Annotated in this window: 18 protein-coding genes; 2 read left to right on the top strand and 16 right to left on the bottom strand. The window is 60.2% G+C overall.

Features of this window, described 5'->3' with window-relative positions; genetic code table 11:
* Positions 1-20: 20 nt before the first annotated feature.
* Positions 21-326, bottom strand: a complete 306-nt coding sequence (flgM, locus tag KI811_RS00220) for a flagellar biosynthesis anti-sigma factor FlgM (RefSeq protein WP_214184478.1) — start codon at positions 324-326, stop codon at positions 21-23.
* Between the two features lie 390 nt (positions 327-716).
* Here flgM and KI811_RS00225 point away from each other — a divergent pair, with 390 nt between their 5' ends.
* A complete protein-coding gene (locus KI811_RS00225) occupies positions 717-1,880 on the top strand; it encodes a sensor histidine kinase (protein WP_214184479.1) in 1,164 nt (387 codons plus the stop codon).
* Here KI811_RS00225 and KI811_RS00230 read toward each other — a convergent pair.
* From KI811_RS00230 to miaB, 9 genes are all read right to left on the bottom strand, one after another.
* Positions 1,877-3,052 carry a class II aldolase/adducin family protein gene (locus KI811_RS00230; protein ID WP_214184480.1) on the bottom strand — a complete coding sequence of 392 codons (1,176 nt, stop codon included), beginning with the start codon at positions 3,050-3,052 and terminating at the stop codon, positions 1,877-1,879. The genes KI811_RS00225 and KI811_RS00230 overlap by 4 nt on opposite strands.
* A gap of 108 nt (positions 3,053-3,160) precedes the next feature.
* Complete coding sequence (locus KI811_RS00235) at positions 3,161-4,915, bottom strand: aldehyde ferredoxin oxidoreductase family protein (RefSeq protein WP_246551206.1); 1,755 nt, start codon at positions 4,913-4,915, stop codon at positions 3,161-3,163.
* On the bottom strand, positions 4,915-5,586 hold the full coding sequence (locus KI811_RS00240) for an HAD family hydrolase (protein ID WP_214184481.1): 672 nt from the start codon (positions 5,584-5,586) through the stop codon (positions 4,915-4,917). The genes KI811_RS00235 and KI811_RS00240 overlap by 1 nt, the downstream gene beginning before the upstream one ends.
* A gap of 115 nt (positions 5,587-5,701) precedes the next feature.
* Positions 5,702-6,187: a ferritin-like domain-containing protein gene (locus tag KI811_RS00245; protein WP_214184482.1), complete on the bottom strand. Its 486-nt coding sequence runs from the start codon at positions 6,185-6,187 to the stop codon at positions 5,702-5,704.
* A gap of 139 nt (positions 6,188-6,326) precedes the next feature.
* Positions 6,327-7,889 carry a glutamine-hydrolyzing GMP synthase gene (gene guaA, locus KI811_RS00250; RefSeq protein ID WP_214184483.1) on the bottom strand — a complete coding sequence of 521 codons (1,563 nt, stop codon included), beginning with the start codon at positions 7,887-7,889 and terminating at the stop codon, positions 6,327-6,329.
* The gene (gene guaB, locus KI811_RS00255; protein WP_214184484.1) at positions 7,886-9,361 is read right to left on the bottom strand and encodes an IMP dehydrogenase; all 1,476 of its coding nucleotides are present in this window, start codon (positions 9,359-9,361) and stop codon (positions 7,886-7,888) included. The genes guaA and guaB overlap by 4 nt, the downstream gene beginning before the upstream one ends.
* A 147-nt stretch (positions 9,362-9,508) precedes the next feature.
* On the bottom strand, positions 9,509-10,579 hold the full coding sequence (locus KI811_RS00260) for a M42 family metallopeptidase (RefSeq protein WP_214184485.1): 1,071 nt from the start codon (positions 10,577-10,579) through the stop codon (positions 9,509-9,511).
* An 86-nt stretch (positions 10,580-10,665) separates the two neighbouring features.
* On the bottom strand, positions 10,666-11,163 hold the full coding sequence (locus KI811_RS00265) for a bifunctional nuclease family protein (protein ID WP_214184486.1): 498 nt from the start codon (positions 11,161-11,163) through the stop codon (positions 10,666-10,668).
* Between the two features lie 15 nt (positions 11,164-11,178).
* Positions 11,179-12,504, bottom strand: coding sequence for a tRNA (N6-isopentenyl adenosine(37)-C2)-methylthiotransferase MiaB (miaB, locus tag KI811_RS00270; protein WP_214184487.1), 1,326 nt, complete (start codon positions 12,502-12,504; stop codon positions 11,179-11,181).
* A 270-nt stretch (positions 12,505-12,774) separates the two neighbouring features.
* Here miaB and rpsT point away from each other — a divergent pair, with 270 nt between their 5' ends.
* Positions 12,775-13,038, top strand: a complete 264-nt coding sequence (rpsT, locus tag KI811_RS00275; RefSeq protein WP_214184488.1) for a 30S ribosomal protein S20 — start codon at positions 12,775-12,777, stop codon at positions 13,036-13,038.
* Between the two features lie 113 nt (positions 13,039-13,151).
* Here rpsT and holA read toward each other — a convergent pair whose 3' ends face one another.
* The 6 genes from holA to KI811_RS00305 form a co-directional block, all read right to left on the bottom strand.
* Positions 13,152-14,156: a DNA polymerase III subunit delta gene (gene holA, locus KI811_RS00280; RefSeq protein WP_214184489.1), complete on the bottom strand. Its 1,005-nt coding sequence runs from the start codon at positions 14,154-14,156 to the stop codon at positions 13,152-13,154.
* 36 nt (positions 14,157-14,192) lie between these two features.
* On the bottom strand, positions 14,193-14,720 hold the full coding sequence (lptE, locus tag KI811_RS00285) for an LPS assembly lipoprotein LptE (protein WP_214184490.1): 528 nt from the start codon (positions 14,718-14,720) through the stop codon (positions 14,193-14,195).
* Positions 14,721-14,727: 7 nt separating this feature from the next.
* Entirely contained in the window at positions 14,728-17,202 is a 2,475-nt protein-coding gene (leuS, locus tag KI811_RS00290) for a leucine--tRNA ligase (protein WP_214184491.1), read from the bottom strand.
* A 140-nt stretch (positions 17,203-17,342) separates the two neighbouring features.
* Positions 17,343-19,472, bottom strand: a complete 2,130-nt coding sequence (locus KI811_RS00295) for a cytochrome c3 family protein (protein ID WP_214184492.1) — start codon at positions 19,470-19,472, stop codon at positions 17,343-17,345.
* An 89-nt stretch (positions 19,473-19,561) separates the two neighbouring features.
* On the bottom strand, positions 19,562-19,939 hold the full coding sequence (locus tag KI811_RS00300; RefSeq protein WP_214184493.1) for a response regulator: 378 nt from the start codon (positions 19,937-19,939) through the stop codon (positions 19,562-19,564).
* 25 nt (positions 19,940-19,964) lie between these two features.
* The gene (locus tag KI811_RS00305; RefSeq protein ID WP_214184494.1) at positions 19,965-20,798 is read right to left on the bottom strand and encodes a GAF domain-containing protein; all 834 of its coding nucleotides are present in this window, start codon (positions 20,796-20,798) and stop codon (positions 19,965-19,967) included.
* Positions 20,799-20,837 lie beyond the last annotated feature (39 nt).

A 20,837-nucleotide genomic window follows, 5' to 3' on the forward strand; every position in this document is an offset into this window, starting at 1 on the left:
GACATATCTCCAAGAGGCGGTTAAACCGCGACCCCTTTCTTCATGGTCATAAGCATCTTTTCGGCCACGTCGCGGGCGCTCACGGCGTATTCACCGGCAGCCACCTGTTTTTTGAGATCCTGGACCCGCTCCACCCGGATGTCGGGAATCTTCTGAAGCGCCTCGCTCATACGGGCCACCCGTTCGGCATTGCCGGAAAGTTGCACCGTATCCTCTCCCTGCCCCTGGGCGGCGCTCATATGGATATCGCCGTCGGCAAGAGCCGTGGCGACTTCGTTTCTCGTTGCTACCGTTGCCGGGAGTATGGGCTTATCGTCGATTTTCATGGCGCTCACAGCCTCCGTCCCCTCCGTTTTTTCTCTTGTTGATTACTATATCGTCAGGGGGTGGAAAAATCTTTAGAAAAAAATGACACGGCGTCAAAAAAATTTTGGCAAAAACGAGGAAAAACGTCAATTAGCCGACACCAACTTCCCGTCGAAGCCGGCCGTCTCTATACAATCATAACTGCCCAGCCCGCCAGGGACGCGACTTTTCACCGTAACAGCCCCTTCGCGGCGACCCGTCCAGTGAGGCTCCGGAAAAACTCCTCCGGGATGCCCACCGGCCCACAGGCATAAAGATCAATATCCGCTCGGTCTGAAGGTAACTGCATTGACTGCAGCAATGAATATCGCTAAATTGTGGGCTACCTAACAGAACCGGAGATCGGGCCGATGACCAAGGCAGCACCGAAAGACATTGCCGCGACTTTCTTCGCCCCTGCCGAACGGGCATCCCGCACGGAAGTTGAGGAAGTACGCAATCAGGTTCTCCTCGACACCACCCTCACGTCGCTGATCGACGCCATACCCGACTATGCCCTCGTCCTCAACCAGGAGCGACAGGTTGTTGCGGCCAACCGTCATCTGCTGGACGCCTTCGGGTTGGGCATCGCCTCCATCATCGGCAAGCGTCCCGGCGAAACTTTCGGATGCATCTTCTCCTCGGAGGGGCCGGCGGGTTGCGGCACCGGCAATCACTGCTCCGTCTGCGGCGCGGTCATGTCGATCCTCGAAAGCCAGGAAACCCTCATCCAGAACTGCCACGAATGCCACATTACCCTCAACCGGAACGGCGTAACATCCCTGGACCTTGAGGTGTGCTCAACCCCCGCCACGGTCAATGGCATCCCGGTCACCGTTTGCGTCATGCGCGACATCAGCGACCAGAAGCGTCGAAGCGTCCTCGAGCGGGTCTTTTTCCATGATGTGATCAACACCGTCGGCGGCATTCACGGCATTGCCGCAATGCTCATGGAACACCCGGATCTCCCCCCTGAAAAGGAACTCGAATATAAGGAGTGGATGGTCCTCCTGTCGAACCGGCTTATCGACGAGATCAACCATCAGCGCAAACTCCTTGCAGCCGAAAAGGGGGAATTCAGACCAGACCTTGGGATGGTGAGCGTGCCGAACCTGGTGCGGGAGGTCCATGCCCTCTATGTGACCCACGATATCGCAGCGGGGCGCCACCTGGTCATGGGGGAGATCGCTGACTGCTCCATAGAAAGCGATGGGCAGATCCTTCACCGCATCCTCGGAAACCTTGTCAAAAATGCCCTGGAGGCTACACCACAGGAGGGAACCGTTACCCTTTCCTGCTCCGAAGACGCCGACCGGGTCACCTTTGCCGTTACCAACCCGGGGGTCATGCCGGCGGAGGTCCAGCTCCAGATATTTCAGCGTTCTTTCAGCACCAAGGCAGGCAGCGGCAGGGGGATAGGCACTTACAGCGTGAAGCTCTTCGGCGAGCGGTACCTGAAGGGTAAGGTTGCATTCACCAGTCGGGAGCCGGAAGGGACCTCCTTCACCCTGTCGGTCCCCAGGCATTTCAACTAAGGACCTATCTTCAGCCTCTCCGCCACCCTCCGGAAGTATTCTTCCCGGCACCAGTTTTCCACCTCGACCATGGCCCTGAATGCCTCGGCGAAATCCTTCTCTCCCACCGTAAAGACCCCGTGTCCGTAGACCACGGCCCGGCGAGGGCCGGCAATGACCGGCGGAACCCTCTTCGCCAGCCCCCCTGCCCCGATCTCCCCTGCCACAACCGGCGCGTCACCCAGCATCCGGACCCGGTCACACTCTTTCCAGCAGTCAGTCACGGTGCAGCCGACTTCTTCGCACTCCATGCTCATGACCACCGCGAACTTTGGATGACCATGGAGAATAGTGGCGGCGCCCGAGACTTCGTAGATGCGGCGGTGGGCCAGCAGCTCGCTGGACGCGGTGATGCCGAAGGTGGAGGAATTGTCCATGGGGACCGGGTCAATGCAGCCGGCCAGAGCGTCGAGGCTCGCGGCGGTCTGGGAAATGTAGATGACATCGCCGGCGCGGCAGGAGATGTTGCCGAAGAAGGAGTCCACAAGCCCCCGCTCCACCGTGTAGCGCCCCACCGTCGTTATCTCGTGGAGGATGACGGCGGGATCGGCCAATGGGCCGCAGCGAAAGGCAAGGCCGTCGGCCGAGAGGGGGCGGAGCCAGTCACGGCGGAACGCGGCAAAGGACTCCGCTTCTCCGGGGAGGACGAAGCCGTCATGGAGCACGTCCTGGAGATACTTCACGAACGTCGAATGGAAGACCGACGAGTAGTTGATGTAGGCCTGCTCGATGGTGAGGGCGCCGCTCGCCACGATCCCCACCCCCTCCACGACTACCCCCTTGCGGCTCCCGAGAAGACGGGCAATGACCGATGCCGGGTCGCTTCCCATCTCTTCCCGCCGCAGGAACGGGATGTCGTGGAGAAAGGTGCGGGTCTCTGTGTCCCGGGGGATGATGAACGACTCTTTACGCGGCGCCCGGGCCACCAGGAAATCGGCGAAGGGGAGCGACGACCGGGCCGCCACCAGCCCGAGGCAACTGAGCCGGGCAAGGACGTCGCCGGCCAGTTGGGCCAGCGCGGGGTTGCCGTCAACAATGAGCACATCGTCCTGAGCGGCAATGGCGATCTCCCCCGGCAGGGCCGAGCGGTCGGCGACAAGCTTGTTCGTGTAGGCGGTGATCTGATCAAACATATACTTACCCGATTACCCTCACACAAACCAAGGGTAGCAATTTAAACAAAAGAATATCGACAGAACAGCCGGATAGGCAGGCATACCTCATCCGAAACCGCATGGTCTTTATGGTTGCTTCACCAGAAAGTCCCGATCCGCAAACATCCCTTCCGGGGTGAGGCCGCGAATCCGGTAGTACTTCTGCAACTCCTCGTCAAAGCGCGCCCGATCGATGGGAGGAATCTCGACCCCCTCCCCGCTGGAGCCAGGCTCCAGGAAGAACCGCTCCGGGAGAGTGTCGTCCGCCACGCCGAAGCCATTGTCGCAGTTGTAAAACCGCTCGGCGAGACAAATCCGCCGGCCGATCTCCTTGAGGTCCTGGGGTGAGTAGCCAATACCGGTGGTTGCCGACAACAACTCGGCATACTCTTCCAGCGTGGCGCCGAAGAACGAGAATTTGCAGGCAACCAGGGAATCGATGGCGGCGTTGGTGTCCTCGGCGATGGCAATGATCCGCGCCTTGCCCGAAAACGAAAAACGGTCGGTGGCAATGGGCTTACGCAGAATCTCGTGGGAAATGGGATAGGCGCGCAGGTGGCACCCGCCGCGGTTGCTGGTGCAGTAGGCCAGGGCCATGCCGTAGGCGCCGCGGGGATCGTAGGCGGGAAGTTCCAGCCCCTTGACGCTCATGGAAAGCTCAGGCCGCCCCAGGGCCTCGGCAACCCGCCGGGAACCGAGCGAGAGCAACTCGCCGTCACCCTGGCGGAAGGCGATGTCGGCCAGCAGTCGCAGCACCTCCTCGCCATCGGGAAAGCTCCCCCGCGCCTCACCCCAGGCCGATAGAGTGGCAGCGGCGGAGATGGTATCCATCCCCAGCTCGTTGCAGAGGGTGTTGGATTTCACGATTGATGCAAGGCTGGCAATGCCGTTCAATCCCCCAAAATGGGAGACTGTCTCGTACTCCGGAAGGTGCTCGCCGGCGGGAGTACTCTTCTTGCACTGGATGGGGCAGCCGTAGCAGCCATCCTTTTTGGCGTGGAAATCGCGCCGGATGGCGGGACCGGAGTAGTTCCCCGACCCCTCGAAGACGGTTCTGCGGAAGTTGTCGGTAGGGGCCATGCGGCGCTGGCGCATGAGATCCACCAGGGCCGGCGTGCCATATTCGCCAATCCCCAGCTCGCCGAAGATGACAGGTGAAGCGCGGAAGAGCCGCATCACGTCCTGCCGGGCCTTTCCGAACCGCTCCGGGTCGGCGATGACCACGGGCTGATCGCCGTTCGCCACAACCGCCTTGAGCCCCTTCGCCCCCATGACCGCACCGAGGCCGCCACGCCCCACCGAATTCCCTTCTCCCATCATGATGTTGGCAAAGAGTACCCCTCGTTCTCCAGCCGGCCCGATGGCTGCCACGCTTCCGCGGCCAGCAAGGGCTGTGACGGCATCATGGACCGTTTTCCCCCAAAGCTGGCCCGCATCGACGATCTCGGTGCCTGACGGCGTAATTGCAATGGCAACAGGGGTTGCGCTTTTGCCGGTAACCACTAAAGCATCGAACCCGGCCGCTTTCAGGCGCCACGCAAAGCGCCCTCCGGCGGAGCAGTCATAGATGGTGCCGGTAAGAGGAGAGCGGGACACGACCGAAAGGCGGGCCGCCGTGGGGGCTGGCGTGCCACAGAGGGGGCCGACGGCGAAGATGAGTGGCATGGCCGGATCAAAGGGGTCGAGACGGTACCAATCCCGCATGAGCCTCACTCCAAGCCCCCGGCCACCCAGATAGGCCTGGAGAAATTCCGCCGGAATCTTCTCATGCCGGCTCTCCCTTGTCGTCAGGTCGACGCAGAGTATACGACCGGTCCATCCATGCACCGCAACAGCCCCCATTATATACTTACCCTTTCACACGAAAAAAGCGGTATTTCAAGAAGTTCATCGAAGCCACCCACACGATAATCGGCATCGGCAAGCTCCGCCGGTTCGCCATACCCCCAGGTGCATCCCACCGTTGACACCCTTGCCCCCTTGGCGGCGGCCATGTCGTTGATGCTGTCTCCGACCAGGGCTGCCCGTTCCGGAGGCACCCCGAAATCGGCCAGAAGCTTCAGGACTGGCTCGGGCGACGGCTTACGGAACGGCAGGGAATCGGCACCCAGAACCTCGTCAAAGTAGCGGTCTATGCCAAGGACGGTAACGACCTCGCGACAGAGGGCCACGTTCTTGTTGGAGATGATCGCCATCCGCATCCCCCGCCCCTTCAGGGCATCGAGGGTCTCCGGAACGCCGGGATAGAGGGCGGTCCGGTTGGCAATATGCCGGAGATTGTAGTCGAGGAAGAGATCAAGCCCCCGATTGATTTCATCCTCGGAAGCACCGGTAAGGGCCCGCTCGACAAGACGGCGCGCACCCTGCCCCACGAGCCTGCGCACGGCATCCTGGCTGATGGAAGGCCTGCCGAGGGTGGCCAGCATGTGATTTGTGGCGTCGGCGAGGTCGGGAAGGGAATCAATGAGGGTTCCGTCCAGATCGAAAATAATGAGGTTGACGGGGTACAGCACGGTAGGCTCCTGAAACTAAAGTAACGCAATAACTATAAAGCGTTTCACGGCTTGGCCGCAATAAAAAAGCCCGTCTCTGGACGGGCTTTTACGCGCATGCCGGGAAATTGCTCGTTCAGTATTCCTTCAGGTTGCTGAACTCTCCCCACGCAAGATAGGTCTTCGGATTTTCCACGAACGAGTAAATATTTTCCACGATACTCAGATGCCGCCGCTCCTCAGCGGCCAGCTTCTTTAGCAGAACGCGAGCCTCCTCGTTGTCGGCCTTGGCAGCAAGATCCTCGTAGAATTTGATGCTTTCCTCCTCTTCCTTCACCACGTGCTGGTATCCGTCAGGGTCCTTTAGCAGTTCAGACACCAGGTCACGCTTGCCGAGGAGCGGCTTGAAGGCGCATGCAGCCTCATCGAGGGCCTTGAATTCCGCCTTTGCCGGATCAATATTACCCAGCATGGACAAGAGGGTAGCATGGTGCTCCTTTTCCGCCGCCGCCAGCATGCTGAAGATGCGCTGCAACTCCTCAACAGAAGAAGCCGCTGCCAGTTGTATGTAATGTGCAGCAGCCTCCTCCTCCATCTTGAGCGCACAATCGATAACGTTCATACACAAGCCCCCTTTCCCTGGTTCGATTTGTTTCCTCTACTGAAATGATATCAAATCACTCCGTATTTTCAGGTGAATCCGAAAAAGAAAAATGGGGGAAAAGAAAAAGGCGCCGATCGGCGCCCTTTCTGAAATGCATCTATTCCCACTCGATGGTGGCAGGAGGCTTGCTGGAGATGTCGTACACCACCCGGTTGACCCCCTTCACCTCGTTGATGATCCTGCTCGATATGCGGGACATGTCCTCATAGGGGAGCGGATACCACCCTGCGGTCATAAAGTCCTTGGTCTCCACGGCCCGCAGCGCCACCACGTACTCGTAGGTGCGGCCATCCCCCATGACCCCGACGCTCTTCACCGGCAGGAAAACGGCGAACGCCTGGCTGATCTTGTCGTAATGGCCGGCGGCGTAAAGCTCCTCGATGTAGATGGCGTCGGCCCGGCGGAGGATATCGGCGTACTCCTTCTTCACCTCGCCGAGGATCCTGACCCCAAGCCCCGGCCCCGGGAAGGGATGGCGCCATACCATCTGGTGCGGCAACCCCAGCTCCTCGCCGATGGCGCGCACTTCGTCCTTGAAGAGTTCCCGCAGGGGCTCCAGGAGCTTCAGCTTCATGTAGTCGGGGAGCCCCCCCACGTTGTGGTGGCTCTTGATGTTGTGGGCCTTGCCGGTTTTGGCTCCGGCGCTCTCGATAACGTCGGGGTAGATGGTCCCCTGGGCAAGCCAGCGGGCGTCGGTAATCTTGTTCGACTCTTCCTCGAAGATATCCACGAAGAGCTTGCCGATGACCTTGCGTTTTTTCTCCGGGTCGCTCTCGCCGGCCAGGGCCGTGAGAAAGCGATCCTCGGCGTCCACCCGGATCACCTTGACACCGAGGTTCTCGGCAAAGGTGGCCATCACCTGGTCTCCCTCGCCGAGGCGCAGCAGGCCGTTGTCCACGAAAACACAGGTGAGCTGATCGCCGATGGCGCGATGGATCAGGGCTGCGGCCACCGACGAGTCGACCCCGCCCGAAAGGCCGAGGATCACCCGGTCATTCCCAACCTGGGCGCGGATGCGGCTGACGGCATCATCGATAATGTGTCCCGGCGTCCACTGGCCGCCGCAACCGCAGATCTTCCGGACAAAGGTGTCAATAAGGAGTTCCCCCCGGGGGGTATGGTTAACTTCCGGGTGAAACTGGACGCCATAGAGATCGCGGGCAACATCCTGGATGGCGCAGACCGGCGCGTTGGCCGTCTCCGCCACCACCTGAAACCCTGCGGGAACCAAGGACACATGGTCGCCGTGGCTCATCCAGACCGGGCTCTTCCCCTCGACGAAAAAGCCGTCAAAGAGGGGCCCGGGAGTCCCCACTGCCAGGAGGTCGGCGTGGCCGAACTCCCGCTTCCCGGCCGGTACCACCTGACCGCCGAAGTGGCGGCTCATGAGCTGCATGCCGTAGCAGATGCCAAGGACCGGCACTCCCAGCTCGAAAAGAGCCTCCTCCACCGCCGGAGCCCCCTCTTCGTACACCGATTTGGGGCCGCCGGAAAGGATGATCCCCCGGGGGGCAAAGGCACGGATGGCCGCCAGATCCATGTCGAAGGGATGGAGTTCGCAGTAGACGTGGGCCTCCCGCACCCGCCGGGCAATGAGTTGGGTGTACTGGGACCCGAAGTCCAGGATCAGGATTTTCTCGCTGTGGATATCACTGCTCATCGTACGTTCTCAACCCGGTAGTTGGGGGCTTCCTTGGTAATCATGACGTCGTGGACGTGGGACTCCTTGAGCCCGGCGCCGGTAATCCGGATGAACCGCCCATTTTGCTGCAGTTCGCCGACGGTGCGGCTGCCGGTGTATCCCATGCCGGCCCTGAGTCCCCCCATGAGCTGGTGGACGTTGGCCCCGAGCGGTCCGCGCAGGGGAACCATCCCCTCGATCCCTTCGGGAACGAGCTTCACTTCGCTCTCCACGTCGCTCTGGAAGTAGCGGTCCTTGCTTCCCTCCTTCATGGCGCCGATGGAGCCCATGCCGCGGTAACTCTTGTAGGCCCGGCCCTGGTAGAGAATGGTGTCGCCGGGAGACTCCTCGGTACCAGCGAAGAGGGAGCCGATCATGATGACGTCGGCACCGGCGGCCACTGCCTTGGTCACATCCCCCGAGTACTTGACCCCGCCATCGGCGATGAGGGGGATGTCGTATTTACGGGCGACTTTTGCGCATTGGGCGATGGCGCTGATCTGGGGCACGCCGACCCCTGCCACCACGCGGGTGGTGCAGATGGAGCCGGGTCCGATACCCACCTTGATGGCGTCGACCCCTGCCTTGATGAGCGCCTCGGCGGCCTCGGCTGTGGCGATGTTGCCGGCGATGAGTTCAATCCCCGGAAACGCTGACTTCAAAGAACGTATTGCGTCAAGCACCCCCTGGGAATGGCCGTGGGCCGTGTCGATGGCGATAACGTCAACACCGGCCTTCACGAGGGCATCGGCACGGACCAGCATGTCAGCGGTCGGGCCGACGGCAGCGCCGACCCGTAGGCGCCCAAGGCCGTCCTTGCAGGCATTGGGGTATTTCCTGACCTTCTCGATATCCTTGATGGTGATGAGCCCCTTGAGGTTCTTATCGTCGTCCACAACCAGGAGTTTCTCCACCCGGGTCTGCTTCAGATGCTCCTTGGCCTCTTCGAGGGTGGTGCCAACCGGCACGGTCACGAGGCGCCGTTTGGTCATGCGGGCGGATATGGGAAGGTTCAGGTCCGTCTCGAAACGGAGGTCGCGGTTGGTGAGGATGCCGACCAGCTTCCCCTTGGAGTTGGTGACCGGAACACCGGAGATCCGGTACTTCTCCATGATGGTCAACGCCTCGTGGATCTTCTGGTTGGGTCGCATGGTGATGGGGTCCACGATCATGCCCGACTCGCTCTTCTTGACCTTGTCCACCTCCATGGCCTGCTCCTCAATGGAGAGGTTCTTGTGGATGATGCCGATCCCCCCTTCGCGGGCCATGCAGATGGCGGTCCGTGCCTCGGTGACCGTATCCATGGCGGCGGAAACAAGCGGAATATTGAGGTGGATGTTTCGGGTCAGGCGAGTATTGAGGGAGACATCGCGGGGGAGAACTTGGGAATGGGCGGGGACGAGGAGGACGTCATCAAAAGTCAGGCCTTCCTGAATTGCTTCATCTAACATCGTGGACTCCTTTGTGGTGGGTCTCAAAGTATTAACCGAAAAAGATAGTCGAGGCAAAAAGGCGAGTCAAGACAAAAGGTCTTAATAACAAAGGAAAAATTGAACGGGGGTTCGGAAGAAACGGCTTTTCACCTGCCCCCCTGGCGCTCAGCGTGGAATAAACACCTCTTTTTCCCCCATACCCGGCAACGCAGCAACAATAAGTCGAACGGCGTTCTCCAGATCAGAGAGGGAGATAACCTCCACCGGCGTGTGCATGTAGCGGAGCGGCAGCTTCACCAGGGCCGTGGCAACGCCGCCACGGGATATCTGCATCACGTTGGCGTCGGTACCCGTGGCCCGGGGAATGCCGGTGTACTGGACCGCTATTCCCTCCCGTCCAGCCGTGGCGGAGAGGAGATCGAAGAGGGGATGGTTTATGTTGGCTCCCCGGGGGAGAATCGGGCCATTGCCGAGTTTTACCTCGCCATTGTGCTTCTTCTCAACGTCAGGCTGGTCCGTGGCAAAATCCACCTCGACACAGATCCCCACATGGGGGTTAACGCTGTAAGAACTGGTGGTGCCGCCGCGGAGCCCGATCTCCTCCTGTACGGACGAGACACCATAGAGGTCCACGGGGAGCTTCACCCCCGATTCTGCCACGGTCCGGAGCACCTCGGCCACCACGAAGCTTCCGGCCTTGTCGTCGAAGGCGCGGGACGCCACCCGGTCCCCCAGGAGCGGCTCGAAGCCGGCGGCGAAGGTGACCGGATCGCCAACCCGCACGTACTCCTGGGCCTCCTTCTTGTCGGCTGCGCCGATGTCGATGTACTGGGCGTCGAGGCGGACCACCTTTTTCCGGTCCTCCTCATCCATGAGGTGGATCGGCTTTTTGCCGATGACACCCGTCACCTCGCCCCTGGCCGTGTGGATACGGACCCGCTTCCCCGGCGTCAGATGGGCATCCACCCCGCCGATGGGAGCGAAGAAGATGAAACCGTTGTCGTCGATATACTTCACCTGGAAACCGATCTCGTCCGAGTGCCCGACGATCATCACGCGCGGAAGGTCTTCGCCCTCACCGCGGATGAGGCCGAACACGTTCCCCATGACATCGGTGGTCACCTCGGCAAAGGGGGCGATGTAGTCGCGGAAGACCCGCTGGGCCGGCTGCTCGTAGCCGGAGGGGCTTGGGGCTTCAACCAACTGCTTGAAAAAATCGAGGGATTCCTGGCGCATGGGGACTCCTTGGCTCTCGGTTATGGGATTGGCTACGGGAGAAACCGGTTTACCCCGTGCCGGCTGCAGTGTGGACCGTCCCGGGTTTACATCGGGTATTTGCCCAGATCGGCGGGGTCAAGATTGTCGAGAAAATCCACGAAGCGGCGGGCATCGGCATCGGTGAAACGCTCGGTCTCGCCATCGCACAGGGAAATCTTGTGAAGCAGATGGCCTGCCACCATGACCGGCAGGGAGTGCTTGAGGGCAAGCACGAGGGCCTCGGAGATCCTCACCGGGAGCATCACCGTCTCGCCGTCCAGCAAAACCCCCACCGAAGCGTCGAAGAGCCCGTCCTTAACATCCTCAATGACAATCTCGGCCACCTCTGCGTCCAGGTGGCCGAGGAGCGCGGAGAGGAGATCCTTGCGGTCGCTCTTGGCCGTGGCGTCGTGGCGGACGAGTTCGGCCACGATGTACAGGGTGTCGGAGCTGTTGATCCAGATGGGTATGGTGTTCGCCTCGTCAGCGTCCTTGAGGAGGACGACCGGCCTCTGGGCGATGGAGTCGAGGGCAAAGCCGTGGATATTCATCTTCAGGTACATGGATGCTCCGTTTTCTTACTGCACGGTGGTGAGTTCGCCCAGGAGCGAATTCGGGTAGCCGCGAGTGATGCGGACGTCGACGAGGGAGCCAATGAGGGCGGGATCGCCGGCGAAGTTCACGATCAAATTGCCGTCGGTGCGGCCATAGAGCTGGTCGCCCCGCTTGCTCATCCCTTCCACAAGCACCGCCTGACAGGTGCCGACGAAACCGGCATGCCGCTCGATGGTCATGTCCCGCTGCAGCTCCTGCACCCGGTCAAGCCGCTCCTGGGTCTCCTTCCGGGCGACCCTGCCGGCAAAGGCCGCCGCTGCGGTTTCGGGCCGGGGGGAATAGGCGAATGAAAAGATATCGGTGTAACGGACCTCCTCCATGAGGGAGAGGGTCTGGAGAAAATCGTCCTCCGTTTCGCCGGGGAAGCCCACAATGATGTCGCCGGTAATCTGGATACCGGGGCGGGCCGCCTTGAGCGCAGCCACCTTTGCCAGATACTCCTGCCGCGAGTAGCCCCGGTTCATGCGTTCGAGGATTATATCGCTCCCCGCCTGGGCCGGCAGATGGATATGGGCGCAGAGTTTGGGGAGTTCGGCGAAGCAGGCAATGAGGTCCGGCGAGATATCCTTCGGATGTGATGTGGTGAAACGGATGCGCTCAAGGCCGTCGATGGCCGAAATTTCCCGCAAAAGCCCCGCAAAGGTCAGCTCGCCCGGCGTTTTCAGCCCGTAGGAGTTGACGTTCTGGCCAAGAAGCGTCACCTCCCGCACGCCGGCTGCCACGGCATTGCGAATCTCCTCGACGATCTCGGCGGAGCGGCGACTGATCTCTCTTCCCCTCACATAGGGGACGATGCAGTAGGAACAGAAGTTGTCGCACCCCTGCATGACGGTCACGAAGCGGGTTGCGCCCCCTGCCTCGTCGGCCCGGGGAAAGAGATCGAGCCGCGTCTCGTTGTCGATGAAATCCACCGCGGCCCTGCGCTCTCCCTGCTCCGCGGCCCGGACCATTTCCGGCAGGAGATGGAGGTTATGGGTACCGAAGACGAGATCGAGCCACGGCACCCGCTTCAGGAGCCGCTCACCCTCCTGCTGGGCCACGCAACCACCTACCCCCAGGAGAAACCGCCTCTCCCGCTTGAGCCCCCGGAAGCGGCCCAGGTAGCTGTAAACCTTATGTTCAGCCTTTTCCCGCACACTGCAGGTGTTAACAATAATCAGGTCCGCTGCCGATGAATCCGCGGTTGGTGCGTACCCCTCACTCTTCAGGAGCGCCGCCACCTTCTCGGAATCGCTCACGTTCATCTGGCAACCAAAGGTTTCGATATACAGAAGTTTTTCGCCGGTCACGGGTCCTCTTTCCTGCGGATAATTCGATAGATATTACGAAATTACGCCGCGTCCCGTCAACTGCGTATTTGCCGTATACCGCACAAGCGGGATAATGTCCGCAATGGCTTCCAGCATCGCCATAGCGGAACGGAGATTGCTCCATCCCCCCTTCACTCTTGCCAACACAGGCCGAGAGATTTTTAGCTTGACTTGTCACTCCATTCAATGCTAACTAATTGACTTTCAAAATTATCTGAATCCACGCGCAATACATACTGGAGGTGCAGTTTGGCTCATCACAAGTCGGCCCTGAAAAGAATCAAGCAAAACAAGAAAAAGCAGCTCAGAAACAAGTCCATCCGCTCCGGTCTGCGGACTTTCATAAAGAATGTGCGTGAGGCAGTCGAGGCCAAGGATGCAGCCAAGGCCAAAGAAGCCCTCCAGGCTGCGATCCCGGTCATCGACAAGGCGGCCACCAAGGGAATCATCCACGCCAATGCCGCATCCCGCAACGTTTCCCGTCTCACCAAACTGGTGAACACCCTCGGGTAACCATTTTTTCCATATGCACTACTAAAAAGGGACTCCCAACAGGGGTCCCTTTTTCTGTGACGCTGCAGGGCCAACAGAATGCCTTGCCGTATAAGATAATTTCCTCCCTCTTGCTACCGGGAGCCCATTCCGCAGACGTCCATCACGAGCTTTTCCAACGTCAGGGTTGGCCGCTTCGCCCCTCCCCCCTTCAAAGCAAGGTCGGTAGCATAGAGGCCTTCAAAAACCTTTTGCAATTCTGAGACGGAAAAGTTTCGCGCCTGGGTCATGACCCCCTTGATGAAGTAGGGATTGATCCCGGCAAGGCGAGAGATGTCCTGCTGGGGGACTTTCTGCGCCATCAGGTCACGCACTCGCCAGAGCTGGCGAAAGTGCCGCGCGATCATGGCAAGAAGCATAAGCGGCGCCTCCCCGTCCCTGAGTATGGTGGCCAGGCTTCGGAGCGCCTTTACCACGTTTCGCTCCCCAAGGGCATTGGTAAGATCGAAAACACTCTCCACCTTCGTATCGGAGACAATTCCCCGCACATCCTCCACGGTGATCGTCTCACGCTGCCCCACGTACAGGGCCACTTTTTCCAACTGGGTGGAGAGTTCGCCCAGGTTGTTCCCCACCAGATAGACCAGCATCTCGGCCGCCGCCGGTTCGACCCGCTTGCCGAGCCCCCTTGCCTCCTCACGGATAAAGGCGCCAAGCTGATTCTCATAGGGGCGCTTGCACTCCACAAGCTCCCCCTTCTTCTTCATCTCCTGGAAAAATTTCTTCCGCTGATCCACCTTCTCCCCTACGAAGACGAGGCAGGTGGTTGGCGGAGGGTCGGCGACACAGGAAGCGAGAATCTCCAGGGCGGCAGCGGAGAGCTCTCCGGCCCGCTTCACGAGGACCATCCGCCGATCGGCGAACATGGGGAGAGTCTGGGCAACCGAGGCAACCTCGTCCCCCTTGCACTCGTTGCCGTAGAAGATATCCAGATTGAAATCGCGAAAATCGGGGGGGACGGCACTATCCATGAGCCGCTTCACGGCCCGCTCCATGAGGTGCGGCTCGTCCCCGTGGAAATAATAAAGGGGAGAAATCTCTCCCCGGTCCAAGGCTTTATTGAACTCGTCGATTTTCATGGGCTCGAAGGAGTCGGAACAGGGACTCCATGGACATCAGAAATCTTCCGTAAGGTGAATATAGACTTCCCGCGCCATCTTGCGGCAGATCTCCCGAATCGCGGCATCCTCGCTGTTCTGCTGGACAACCAGATCGGTCAGGGCGGGAAAATCCTGAGTAGAAGTGATGACACCCTTCCAGACCACCTGGCCGGTGTCGTTCCGACGCAGCGCCACCTCCGCAGTAACCGTGGCGCGGTATTCCTTGACCTCGTCCTTGGCGGTATAGGAGGCATGGGAGGTGCCATAGGTGAGGACAGTCCCCGAGAGGACGAGATCGCCCCCTCTCTCCACCAGCCGGGTACCTTCCCTCTTTGCCAATTCATCCACGATAATGTCGGTGAGGGTTGCTTCGATATTCGGCCTGAAGCTCCGGTTGGCAAAGATGGAAACCTGGAGGGTCTTACCTTCGAGCTCAGCCCCGCCCCGCGCCGGCCTCATGACGTGGTAGCCGCACCCGGCAATAACCAGCATGATCACGATTGCCGCCACAAGACGCACAATGCTCCCCTTCAGGGTCGGCATAAACCCGTCACCCCACCACGATATTGAGAAGCTTGCCCGGCACGTAAATCGCCTTCCGAAGCTGCTTCCCTTCGATCCACGGCTTTACCTTCTCGTCGGCGAAGGCGGCGGCCTTGACCTGCTCCTCGGTGGCGTCGGTGGCAACCGTCACCTTGCCGCGGAGCTTGCCGTTCACCTGGACCACGATGAGGAATTCCTCGTCCACAGCTGCTGATGGGTCAAAGGAGGGCCAGCCGGCAGCCTCCACGCCACCTTTGCGACCAAGGGCCTCCCAGAGCTCCTCCGCCACATGGGGAACGAACGGGGAGAGCATGATGACGACGCTCTCGATGGCTTCCGTAAGGAGCGGGCCGTATTCCGGCACATTTTTGGGCTCGAAGGCGTAGATGGCGTTCACCAACTCCATGATCGCGGCAATGGCGGTGTTGAAGTGGAAGCGCTCATCGATATCGTCGGTCACCTTGCGGATCGTTTTGTGGACGGCGCGGCGAAGGCCCCGGGCATCGTCGGAGAGGGAAGCCGGATCGACAGCTCCGCCTTTGCCGATAAAGGGGAGGAGATCGCAGACAAGACGCCAGACCCGGTTGAGGAAGCGGAAACTCCCGTCGACCCCCTGGTCGCTCCAGTCCAGGTCCTTCTCCGGCGGCGCGGCAAAGAGGGAGAAAAGCCGTGCGGTGTCGGCCCCGTACCGGTTGATCAGGGCATCGGGATCCACCACGTTCCCCTTGGACTTGCTCATCTTGGCGCCGTCTTTGATGACCATTCCCTGGGTGAGGAGATTCGTGAACGGCTCATCCACTTTCACATACCCCAGGTCCCGCAGAGCCTTGGTGAAAAAGCGGGCGTAGAGGAGGTGAAGCACCGCGTGCTCGATGCCGCCGATGTACTGGTCAACGGACATCCAGTACTCGGCCCGGGCCTTGTCGATGGGGCCGGCGGCGAAATCGGGGCAGCAGTAGCGGAGGAAGTACCAGGAGGACTGGACGAAGGTGTCCATGGTATCGGTCTCCCGGCGCGCCATCTGGCCGCACTGGGGACAGGGGACGTTCACAAAGGAGTCGAGCTTCTTGAGGGGGCTCCCCCCCTCGCCCGTAAACTCCACATCCATGGGGAGCACCACCGGCAGGTCCTTTTCCGGCACCGGCACCACGCCGCAGATGTCGCAGTAGATGACCGGGATCGGGTTCCCCCAGTAGCGCTGGCGGGAGATACCCCAGTCCCGCAGCCGGAAGTTGACGGTCTTGGTGCCGATCCCCTCCTTTGCCAGGTAATCGGCGATCTTCTCCTTGGCCTCGTCGCTCCGCAGCCCGTCAAAGGGGCCCGAGTTGACCATGGCCCCCACCTCGGTGTAGGCGGCGGCCATGGCGGCGGAATCAAGGGTTTCCCCTTCCGGTTGGATGACCACCTGGAGCGGCAGATCGTATTTCTTCGCAAACTCGAAGTCGCGCTGGTCGTGGGTCGGCACGGCCATGACCGCGCCGGTGCCGTAGTCGAGGAGGACGAAGTTGGCAAGAAAGACCGGCATCCGCCGGTTGGTCACCGGGTTGATGCAGTAGGAGCCGGTAAAGACCCCCTCCTTCTCGAAGTCCTCGGCGGTCCGCTTGATCTTGTCGGTCTTCTTCACCTTGTCGATGAAGGCCTCAACCTCGGCCCGGCGATCAGGGGTTGTCAGCTCCAGGGCCATGGGGTGCTCGGGGGCCAGGGACATGAAGGTTGCGCCGTAGAGGGTATCCTGGCGGGTGGTGAAGACCTTTATCTTGGCGAGGCTCCCCTCCACGGGAAAATCGATTTCACAGCCGTAGCTCTTGCCGATCCAGTTGCGCTGCATGGTCAGCACCCGCTCGGGCCAGCCGGGGAGTTTCTCGGTATACTCCAGAAGCTCCTCGGCGTAGTCGGTGATCCGGAAGAACCACTGCTCCAGCTCCTTCTGGGTCACCTCGCTGTCGCAGCGCCAGCAGGCTCCGTCCTCCACCTGCTCGTTGGCAAGAACCGTCTCGCACTTGGGGCACCAGTTGACGTAGGAGGTCTTCTTGTAGGCAATCCCCTTCTCATACATCTCGAGGAACACCTTCTGTTCCCACTTGTAGTAGTCAAGGTCACAGGTGGCCAGTTCCCGGTCCCAATCATACGAAAGACCCATCTTCTTGAGCTGGCTCCGCATGTAGGCGATGTTCTCGTAGGTCCACTTGGCCGGGTGACTCTTGTGCTGAATGGCTGCATTCTCCGCCGGCATGCCGAAGGCATCCCACCCCATGGGATGGAGGACATTGAATCCGCGCAGCCGCTTGAAGCGACCCACCACGTCGCCGATGGAGTAGTTGCGCACGTGCCCCATGTGGATGCGCCCCGAAGGATAGGGGAACATTTCGAGGAGATAGTACTTGGGCTTGGAAGGGTCTTCGGTGACCTTGTAGGTCTTGTTCTCCTCCCAGATTTTCTGCCACTTCTCTTCGACGTTTCGGGGGATGTATTTCTCTTCCACGGCGTGCTACCTCCGGTTGGCGGGTCAGTAAGGGATTAAAATCAAAGGTTTGTTTTTAGCACAAAAACGCCGGCCATGCAAACATGTTCACAGGGCCGGCGAGGGCGACGAAAGGTGATAGAGGCTGGTTCAGGGATGCATCAATAGAGCCTCTGGTGACATTTCTCGCAGTGGATGGGATCCTTGACGCTGAAGGCCATGCTGAAGCCATGGCAGGCGCCGCACGACTGTCCCTGCTCCATCTCCTTCATGGTATGGGATTTTCTCCCGACGCCGGCCACGATGATCTTGCTGTGGCAGTCGACGCAGCCGTATCCCTTGGCAGAGTGAGATTTATGGCTGAAGAGGACGCTCCCCACATCGCCGGGGAGCTCGTACTTGATCCCCTTGGTGGCCGGATGGCACTTCTCGCAGGCACCGGCGACGCCGAAGGCACTCTTGCCGTCATGGCAGGCACCGCACGATTTGCCCTTCTCCATGTCGGCCATGGTCCAGCGCCGATTCTCGGAATCAGGCTTGAAGAGGGCATCGTGGCAGTCGGCGCACGAATAGGCGTTGAGATGGAAGGTATGGCTGAAGAGAGCACCCGATTCCTTGAAGGAGATCTCCTTCACCGGATGGCACTTGGTACAGTTTTCCTTCGCGGTGAAAGCGCTTTTCCCATCGTGGCAGGCGCCGCACGAGCCCCCTTTCTCCATGTCGGCCATGGTGTGGCGCCTGGCCGATGCGCCGGCTCCGAAGATCCCGTTATGGCAATCGGTGCAGCCATGGAGGCCGGTGTGGAACGTGTGGCTGAAGCGGGTGACTCCCGTCTGGCGGACCGGTATCGCCACCTCCACCGTGGAGGTATGGCAGGTGCCGCACGATCCCTTGACGGTGAAGGCGGTTGAGCCGTCATGGCAGGCGCCGCAGGAATTGCCCTGCTCCATCTGCGCCATGGTCCAGCGCTTGTTTCCGGGACCGGAGAGGAAGAGCCCGTTGTGGCAGTCGCTGCAGGTTTGGGATTCCAGGTGCTTCACGTGGGGAAAACGGGCATCGTGGGGAAGGATCACATCCCGCAGGGGATGGCATTTGCCGCAGTTGGCGGCGGCAGTGGCGGCAAAGGCGGTCTTGCCGTCATGGCAGGCGCCGCACGATTTCCCCTGCCCCATCTGGGCCATGGTGAAGCTTTTTCGCCCCGCACCGGCGGTGAAGATGCCATTGTGACAGTCTCCGCAGCCATACATCTGCCGGTGGGAATCGTGCCGAAAGACGACCGTGCCGGCAGCCCCCGTCTTGAAGCTCACATCCCGCGTCTTCACGTGACAGCGGTCACAGTTGCCCCGGACGCCGAAGACGGTTTTGTCCTCATGGCAGACCCCGCAGGAGAGCCCCTTCTCCATTTCGGCCATAGTATAGCGGCGGCTGTTGACGCCACCGACGAAGATACCGCTGTGGCAGCTGCCGCACCCCAGCAGAGCGGTATGGATCTTGTGGCTGAAGAATGCATCGCTTTTCACAAAGGTCACATCCTTGACCGCGGTGTGGCACCGGCCGCAGTCCCCCTTGACCGAGAAGGCGGTACTGCCGTTGTGACAGCCGCCGCACGACTGCTGGGTCTCCATCTCCAGCATGGTGTAGCGCTTGCTCTTGGGGCCGGCCACAAAGAGCTTGCTGTGGCAGTCGCCGCAGACATGGCCGAATCCCAGGTGGGCAGCGTGGCTAAAGGTGGCGTCGGCAGCGAAAGGTATATCCCGCACCGTGTGGCACTTGGTGCAGTCCCCCTTGACCGAGAAGGCGGTTTTGCCGTCATGGCAGGCGCCGCACGAACGTCCCCCCTCCATCTCCTTCATGGTAATGTGGGGGTTATCGGTGCGGGCACCGAAGATGGCGTTGTGGCAGTCGGCGCAGCCGTAGGCTCCGAGCCCAAGGTGGAATTTATGACTGAAGACAACGGCGCCGAAATTGGGGATATCGACCGGCACCTCCTTCGTTACGTGGCAGCGGGTGCACGCAGCGAGGGCAAAGGCCCGCTTGCCGTTATGGCAGGCTCCGCAGGACTTGCCTGTTTCCATTTCCTTCATGGTCACCGGCGCCGCCTTGGTGCCGATCGCAAAGATCTTGTTGTGGCAGAGGGTACAGTTGCTGCCGAGGGCCTTCAGGTGAACCGGGTGGCTGAAGTCAATGGCGCCGGCGGTGTCGGTCTTGAACGTGACCACCTGGTAATCCTTGGCAAAGAGAAGCATCGGCAGAAGGAGGAGCAGCATGGCAGGAATGAAAAGACGTCTCACGGGGACTCCGAAAAAACTCAAAATGCATGTGGCAGAAATCGAAGCCAGAAGCACAACCTTCCATATCCTGGCTCCTGACTCTTTCAGGTTTAAGCGATATTTAGCAATTCCCTTGCCGCAGCAAGAATTCTGCTGGCCTGAATCGGTTTAATGAGGTAGTCGTTGGCCCCGAGCGCAAGACCCCGCTGGCGATCCTCGGCAGCTCCCTCAGTGGTAATGATCACGATAGGGATGTGCCTCAGGGCCGGGTCGCTGCGGACGAGGCTCACGAGTTTCAGGCCATCCATTATCGGCATATTGATATCGGTAAAGATCAAGTCGAAACTATCGCCCCCGAGCTTTCTCAGGGCGTCGACGCCGTCGGTCGCCTCCACCAGCGCAATATTGGGGAGTCGCCGCAGGGTAAAGGCGATAAGCTGCCGCATGGTGGGCGAGTCTTCAACGACGAGTATCCTCTTATCAGCCATGGTAATGGACCTCCGGTGCAGGAAACTACTTCGTCAGGAGATTGATGAATCCCTGCATGGTGGAGCGTTTGCGTTCAGAGTCCGAGTAGAGCCTGGAGCTGAATATGGCGGTTGCCGCATGGCCCGCGAGGAGCGTAAACAGTTCATAGTCCACCGGCACAAAGGCTTTTTTCTGGATCAGAAGCTTGTAGATGACGATGACTCCGATCACTTGATCCTTGATCTTGAGGGGTATGCAGACCATGGGATTCGAGAGGTCACGCACGTATCCCGCCGGATCCTCGACGAAGTGGCTTTCACCGGTAGCGGCGATGGCGCCGATGGTCCCCTCGCCGGGCCGCACCTTCGGCACATCATCAAGGGAAATGCCCTCGGCGGCAACGGCGCCCAGCAGGCCGGTCTTCTCGTCGATGAGCATGACGGCGAATTCCTCGGCCCCGATCAGGTTGATGATGATCTCTGTGATGACCTTGAGAACGTCATCAAAGTCGAGAATGGAGTGGAGTTGGTAGCTGGCTATGTAGAGGTTTGCCAGGTTGTTGTTTTCCTCTTCGATTTCCACATAGCGGGTGGCGAAATCATTGTTTTCGGCCTCAATCTGCCGGATGCGGCCGAGAATCTCGTCCTTTTCCCGCTCCAACTCCTCGATGCGGGCGGCGAGAAGCCGGTTTTCCTCGACAAAGGAAGCCGGGCCCCCTCCCTTGCGCTGTTGTTCCTCCAGTTGGAAAATCCGATAGCGAAGTCGCTCGTTCTCCTTGAGGAGATCCTGGGTGAATTCCGCGCCCTTCTTGAAGAGCTGGAGGAATTCGTCGGCCCGCACGTGCATCCCTTTTTCATCACCCTTGTCATCCATCGACATGACTTGCTCCCGGCACCACGCTTGTTTATACGGCGAGGC

Source organism: Geobacter hydrogenophilus, assembly GCF_018501225.1.
In the GTDB taxonomy this organism is placed as follows: domain Bacteria; phylum Desulfobacterota; class Desulfuromonadia; order Geobacterales; family Geobacteraceae; genus Geobacter; species Geobacter hydrogenophilus.